General features: G+C 62.0%; 6 protein-coding genes. 2 read left to right on the plus strand and 4 right to left on the minus strand.

The genetic code is table 11. The features are described from left to right. Nucleotides 1-395 (plus strand): CBS domain-containing protein (locus J0I79_RS03010; RefSeq protein WP_292855245.1); only part of this gene is annotated, 395 nt, incomplete at its 5' end. Between the two features lie 56 nt (nucleotides 396-451). Then, nucleotides 452-1,234, plus strand: a complete 783-nt coding sequence (locus J0I79_RS03015) for a hypothetical protein (protein WP_292855246.1) — start codon at nucleotides 452-454, stop codon at nucleotides 1,232-1,234. Nucleotides 1,235-1,369: 135 nt separating this feature from the next. On the opposite strand, the gene J0I79_RS03020 is transcribed toward J0I79_RS03015, so the two are convergent. The 4 genes from J0I79_RS03020 to hemH form a co-directional block, all read right to left on the minus strand. Then, nucleotides 1,370-1,834 carry an NfeD family protein gene (locus J0I79_RS03020; protein ID WP_292855247.1) on the minus strand — a complete coding sequence of 155 codons (465 nt, stop codon included), beginning with the start codon at nucleotides 1,832-1,834 and terminating at the stop codon, nucleotides 1,370-1,372. A gap of 24 nt (nucleotides 1,835-1,858) precedes the next feature. Then, nucleotides 1,859-2,809, minus strand: a complete 951-nt coding sequence (locus J0I79_RS03025; protein WP_292855248.1) for an SPFH domain-containing protein — start codon at nucleotides 2,807-2,809, stop codon at nucleotides 1,859-1,861. A 98-nt stretch (nucleotides 2,810-2,907) separates the two neighbouring features. Further along, on the minus strand, nucleotides 2,908-4,119 hold the full coding sequence (locus J0I79_RS03030) for an FAD-dependent oxidoreductase (RefSeq protein WP_292855249.1): 1,212 nt from the start codon (nucleotides 4,117-4,119) through the stop codon (nucleotides 2,908-2,910). A 102-nt stretch (nucleotides 4,120-4,221) separates the two neighbouring features. Then, nucleotides 4,222-5,286: a ferrochelatase gene (gene hemH / locus J0I79_RS03035; protein WP_292855250.1), complete on the minus strand. Its 1,065-nt coding sequence runs from the start codon at nucleotides 5,284-5,286 to the stop codon at nucleotides 4,222-4,224. Nucleotides 5,287-5,599: the final 313 nt, after the last annotated feature.

The raw sequence follows: 5,599 nt of genomic DNA on the forward strand, positions 1-5,599 counted from the left end.
GCGGTCAGCTTGGCGCCAATCTGACGATGGTTTCGGAAATCATGCGGGTCGGCGACCAGATTCCGCAGGCTCTCCTCGGCACCAAGATGCCGGAAGCGGTGATGACGCTGTCGCAGAAGAAAGTCGGCTGCGTGCTGATCGTCGATACGAATGGCGAACTGGCCGGGATCATCACCGATGGCGACGTGGCGCGCAATCTGCACCGCAACCTCGCCGATGTCATCGTCGACGAGGTGATGACCCGCACACCCAAGACGGTGGACCCGCAGACGCTGGCCGGCACGGCGATCGCATTGCTCAACGAGCACAATATCGGCGCGCTGGTGGTAACGAAGAACAACATGCCCTTGGGCGTGGTGCATTTTCACGACTTGCTGCGCATCGGAGCCGCCTAAGGCGTAAACACTCGGCCATGCGCCAGTCGTGGCCTCCAGTCCCTCGGTGAGTGATCATGAGACGGTATTGGATCGCAATTCTGTCGCTGACCCTCTTTGCTTCGCCCGCTTCCGCGGTCGATGGCACGGTCGTGAAGTCGATGGATCTTTCGCAGCCCTTCGGCGCGCATTCCGCATGGCGCTTCATGGCTGCACAGGGTCCCGAGGTTTCCGATCCCCCTTCAGGCGCTGAAGACAAGGCTCCAGGCACCATCCACCTCTGCATCAGCGCCGATAACGGGCAATCATGCCGCCCCGATCTCAACCGATTGCTGGCGCCTTCGGGGGAGGCCGATGTCTTTTCCGACCCGCACTATCTGGATGATGCGCGGATTGTCCGGTTCCGTGGCGACGACAGGCTTCTGCTTCTGCGCGTCGCCAGCCTGCACAGCGCCAATGGCGACCAGCGAACAGCGACCGTCGCCCTTGCCTATGACCGTGGGAAAGATGCCTTCGCGCCTGTCTACGAGAAGCAGACGGGCCGCAACAACAACCAGGAGATCCGCTATGTGATCGACGGTCCCCTTCAGGGCGCGATCATCTCCGCCGAGCCTACGGACGATGCGCCCTATGCGTTCTGGATCACAATCAACAAACGCGAGCCGGACAGGCGGTATCAGCAGGTCCTGCGCTTTCGCAGCGCGACCGCCTATGGGGACGGCAACCCGCTCGCCGTCATCGATTCGGAGATGCCGAACATCCAGAAGCGTCTGGGATTGTGGCACCCTGGATTGCCGATGCCGCTACCCGCCGGCAGCTGTGCGCGACCGCATTTGCTCCACAATGCCCTTTGGTGCTGAGGTCGCGCGTTTGCGCTAGAGCGGTTCAGCGTTTGATGGAGTCGCCGAACCGCTCTAACTCTTTGTTTTTACGCAATTCCGGACGGAAAACCGTTTCACACTTTTCCTGGAATTGCTCTAAATTGCGGCCCGACCTCAGACTGGCTCCACCGTCAGTTCCAGATCCGTGTCAGCGGAGCCGGTGACCCGCACCTGGGTTCCCGCCGGAAGGTCCGGACCGGAAACGCGCCATAGCGTATCGCCGAGCTTGATGCGGCCACGGCCATCCTTGATCGGTTCGGCCAGCGTCGCCATCCTGCCGACCATCTGGGCGCCACGCCGGTTGAGCAGCGGCTGGTCGTCTGTGGCGATGCGCGCGGTGGCGACCCTTCTGCCGATGAAGGCCGAGACCAACGCCAGCACAAGGAAGGCCAGGACCTGGGCCTGCCAGGTCCAGACGGCCGCGTCCCAGATCAGGAGAGACACCGCGCCGATGATCAGCGCGGCGATGCCGATCCACAGCATGAAGACGCCGGGTGCGATGATTTCCATCACCAGCAGCACGAAGCCCAGAACCATCCAGTTCCACGGGCCGAGTTCCAAGACAATGCGGTCGATCATGATCGTGATCCACTCACAAGAGGACTAGTTGTCGCTCGGTTTGACGACCGGCGGGCGCGACGGTTGCCGCTGGGTTCCGGTCGAGCCGTCGCCCTTGAAGACTTCCCTGGCGATCTCGCCGATGCCGCCGAGCGTGCCGATCAGCGAAGAGGCTTCCAGCGGCATCAGCACGATCTTGCTGTTCGTCGCCGATCCGATCCTGGTGAGAGCGTCGGTGTATTTCTGGGCGATGAAGTAGTTCAGCGCCTGCACGTCGCCCTTGGCTATGGCTTCCGACACAACTTGCGTCGCCTTGGCTTCTGCTTCGGCCGAGCGCTCGCGGGCTTCGGCGTCGCGGAAGGCTGCTTCCCTGCGGCCTTCGGCCTCGAGGATCTGTGACTGCTTCAGGCCCTCGGCGGCGAGAATCTGGGCGCGCTTGTTGCGCTCGGCGGTCATCTGGCGGCCCATCGATTCGATGAGGTTGGCCGGCGGGTTGATGTCCTTGATCTCGACGCGGGTGATCTTGATGCCCCATGGATGCGCGGCCTCGTCGACGACGCGCAGCAGGCGCTCGTTGATGGCGTCGCGGTTCGACAGCAGTTCGTCGAGGTCCATCGAGCCCATGACGGTGCGGATATTGGTCATCGTCAGGTTGAGAATGGCGTTCTGCAGGCCGGAGACCTGGTAGGCGGCCTGGGGCGCGTTGAGGATCTGGAAGAAGGCGATGCCGTCGACGCCGACAATGGCGTTGTCGCGGGTGATGATCTCCTGAGTGGGGACATCAAGCACCTGCTCCATCATGTTCATCTTGGCGCCGATGCGCTCGAAGATGGGATTGATGATGTTGAGGCCAGGGGTCAGCGTCTTGGTGTAACGGCCAAAACGCTCCACCGTGTAGTTGTAGCCCTGCGGCACCGTCTTGATGCCCTTGAACAGAAGGATGATGACCAGGAAGACAAGAACAACGATGGCAATGTCGAAACCGCTGAAGCCCATTTCGTTTCTCCCTCAAAATCCGTGACCTCACGGAATCACTTAAGTGTGTTTCCGGCGCGTTACAATCAGGTGATGAAGAATTGGTTGGCTCGATGCAATCAGCGGGTGAAGGAAAACAGGTCCGCATCCATGTCGTGATGGCCGTCGATAGCGGCCGGGACGATCTCCGAAGCGAGCTGCGAAAACGTGATGCCGTTGCCGCCATACCCCATGACAGCAAGGATGCGCGGGTGCCTCGGCACTGCGCCGACATAGGGCAGGCCGGTGGTCGTGGTGCCGAAGGATCCGGTCCAGGCGAATTCGGGGCTGATATCGAGAGAGGGAAACAGCCTGCCGAGCTTCTCTGCGATCCTGGCGCTCTTGGCGGCGATCAGTTCGTCGCGCCGCGTTTCGTCAGAGAAATCCTCGTCCTCGCCGCCGCAGATGACCCTGCCGTCGGCGGTTGCCCTGACATAGAGGTAAGGGGCGGACGCCTCCCAGAGAAACGCTTTTTCAGGCCAGAGCTTACGCGGTTGCGGAGCTGTGGCGATCGCCCAGGTCGAGATGATCCGTTGGGCGGCCGCCGGCACGATATCCAGCAGTTCGTAACCTGTCGCCAGGACTACGTGTCTGGCCGTGATGCTCGGGCCGTCTTTTGTGGTAACGACCACTTCGTCGGCGGTTTCAGCTATTCCCACCGCTTCGACCGGAGCGTAGAGGCGCGCCTTGCGTTCCAAGGCCTTCAGCAACAGACCGGCGGTCAGCTTGCGAGGGTCGAGCGCGATGTTGCCATGGCTGAGGATGGCGCCGTCGCGATTGACGCCGTAGCGCTCGGCCAGTTGCCCAGCAGTCAGGTATGTCGCCGCAATGCCGGCCTGCCGCCGCGCTTCGGCTTCCTCGCGCAATTCCGACGGGCCGAGCACCGTGCCCGCCAGATAGAGCGATTGGGTGCGGCTCAAGCCGCAGTTTATGCCGAGTTCGGCGATGCGCGCGGCGAGGTTGGACACGGCCAGGCGTGAACGTCGCCAGGCCTGTTGCGCCTTTCCCTTGCCGATCCTTTTCGACAGCATCGAAAGCGGCTGGTCGATCTCGAACTGCACCAGCGCCGTGGTTGCGGCCGTGGATCCCTTCAAAGGGCCGCGCCGATCGATGCATATCACGTCGTGGCCGCGTGCCGTCAGCGCCTCCGCCATCATGGCGCCGCTGATGCCCATACCGATGACGAGAACGTCCGTCCTGGCATCCCGGGTCAGCGCCGATGTCGGGACGGCCGGCGCCCGGTAAGCGGACCAGACCGGCCGGCCTGTCCTCAAGTCGAGTTTGCGTGGCATGGAAGTCTCCAAGGGCGCTCGTCAACGCCGTGGAGTTTTCATTGTTCCGGTGACGCCACGCCTGAACCGATGGCTGCTGCGGGCTTTCGCTTCCGGAATGTCTCAGGCCCAGCCGGCGAGTTCGCGCCGCACCATCGCCTCGATCACCGCCATGCCCTCGGCGCTGTCGTTGAGGCAGGGGATGTGAGCGAAATTCGTGCCGCCGGCGTGATGGAAGGTCTCGGCCACTTCGCGGCCGATCTCGTCCAATGTCTCGATGCAGTCAACGGAAAAGCCGGGATTGACGATGGCGATCGATTTGACCCCGTCCTTACCGAGTTTTTCCACCGTCTTGTCGGTGTAGGGCTGCAGCCATTCCTGCGCACCGAAACGGGACTGGAAGGTGGTGATCAGCTTCTTTTCATCCCAGCCCAGCCGCTCACGTAGCAGCCGTGTCGTCTTCAGGCAGTGGCAATGATAGGGGTCGCCCTTCTCGAAATAGGGTTTCGGGATGCCGTGATAGGAGGTGATGACAACCTCCGGCTCGAAATCCAGCGTCGCCAGATGCTGTTCGATCGAGCGCGCCAGCGCCTCGATGTAGACCGGTTCGTCATAATAGGGCGGCACGCTGCGGATCGCGGGCGCGCGGCGCATCTTCATCAGCGCGCGAAACAACTGGTCGTTGGCGGTCGCGGTGGTGGTCGCCGAATATTGCGGATAGAGCGGGAACGACAGGATGCGGTCGCAGCCCTGCGCAACCAGCCGCTCAGCCACGCTCGCCGTCGACGGATTGCCGTAGCGCATCGCCCAGTCGACTGTGACGTTAGGCAGGTCCTTCAGCGCAACAGCCAGTTTCTCGGCCTGGGCGCGGGTATAGGTGCGCAGCGGCGACTCGTTCTTTTCCCGGTTCCAGATCCTGGCGTAATTGGCGCCGGACTTTTTTGGCCGCGACGTCAGCACAAGGCCGTAGAGGATCGGATACCAGATCGCCTTGTTGAGCTCTATGACACGAGGGTCGGACAGGAATTCCCGGAGATAGCGCCACATTGGCTTGAACTCGGTGCCGTCGGGCGTGCCGAGATTGATCAGCATGACGCCAACCTTGCCGGTCTTGACCGGCGGGTGTCCGGCCGGCAACGGGCCGACGGCCTTCGCGGCCTTGGCATCGACGGGGGTGGAAAGCGTCATAAGGGTTCTCCGGACACGGCGCGAAACTAGCGATACCACGCCGGTTTTCAATGCAGCGTCTGGCCGCACCTTAGAGCGTTTCACCGTTTCATGGAAACGGCGATCCACTCTAACCTATTGTTTTTACGCAATTCCGAACGGAAAACTGCTCACACTTTTCCTGGAATTGCTTGTCTTATGACTTTCGCTGCCGAATGGGCGAAGAAGAGTCCGCTGGGAGAGGGTAGCCGCCCTCCCTCAGCGGCGAGGGTCGGATCGGTGAAATGCTGACCGTTTGACGGGTCGAGCTAGAGATTGATCGCCCTCGTCTTTC

It is taken from the genome of Mesorhizobium sp. (assembly GCF_017306585.1).
GTDB lineage: Bacteria > Pseudomonadota > Alphaproteobacteria > Rhizobiales > Rhizobiaceae > Mesorhizobium.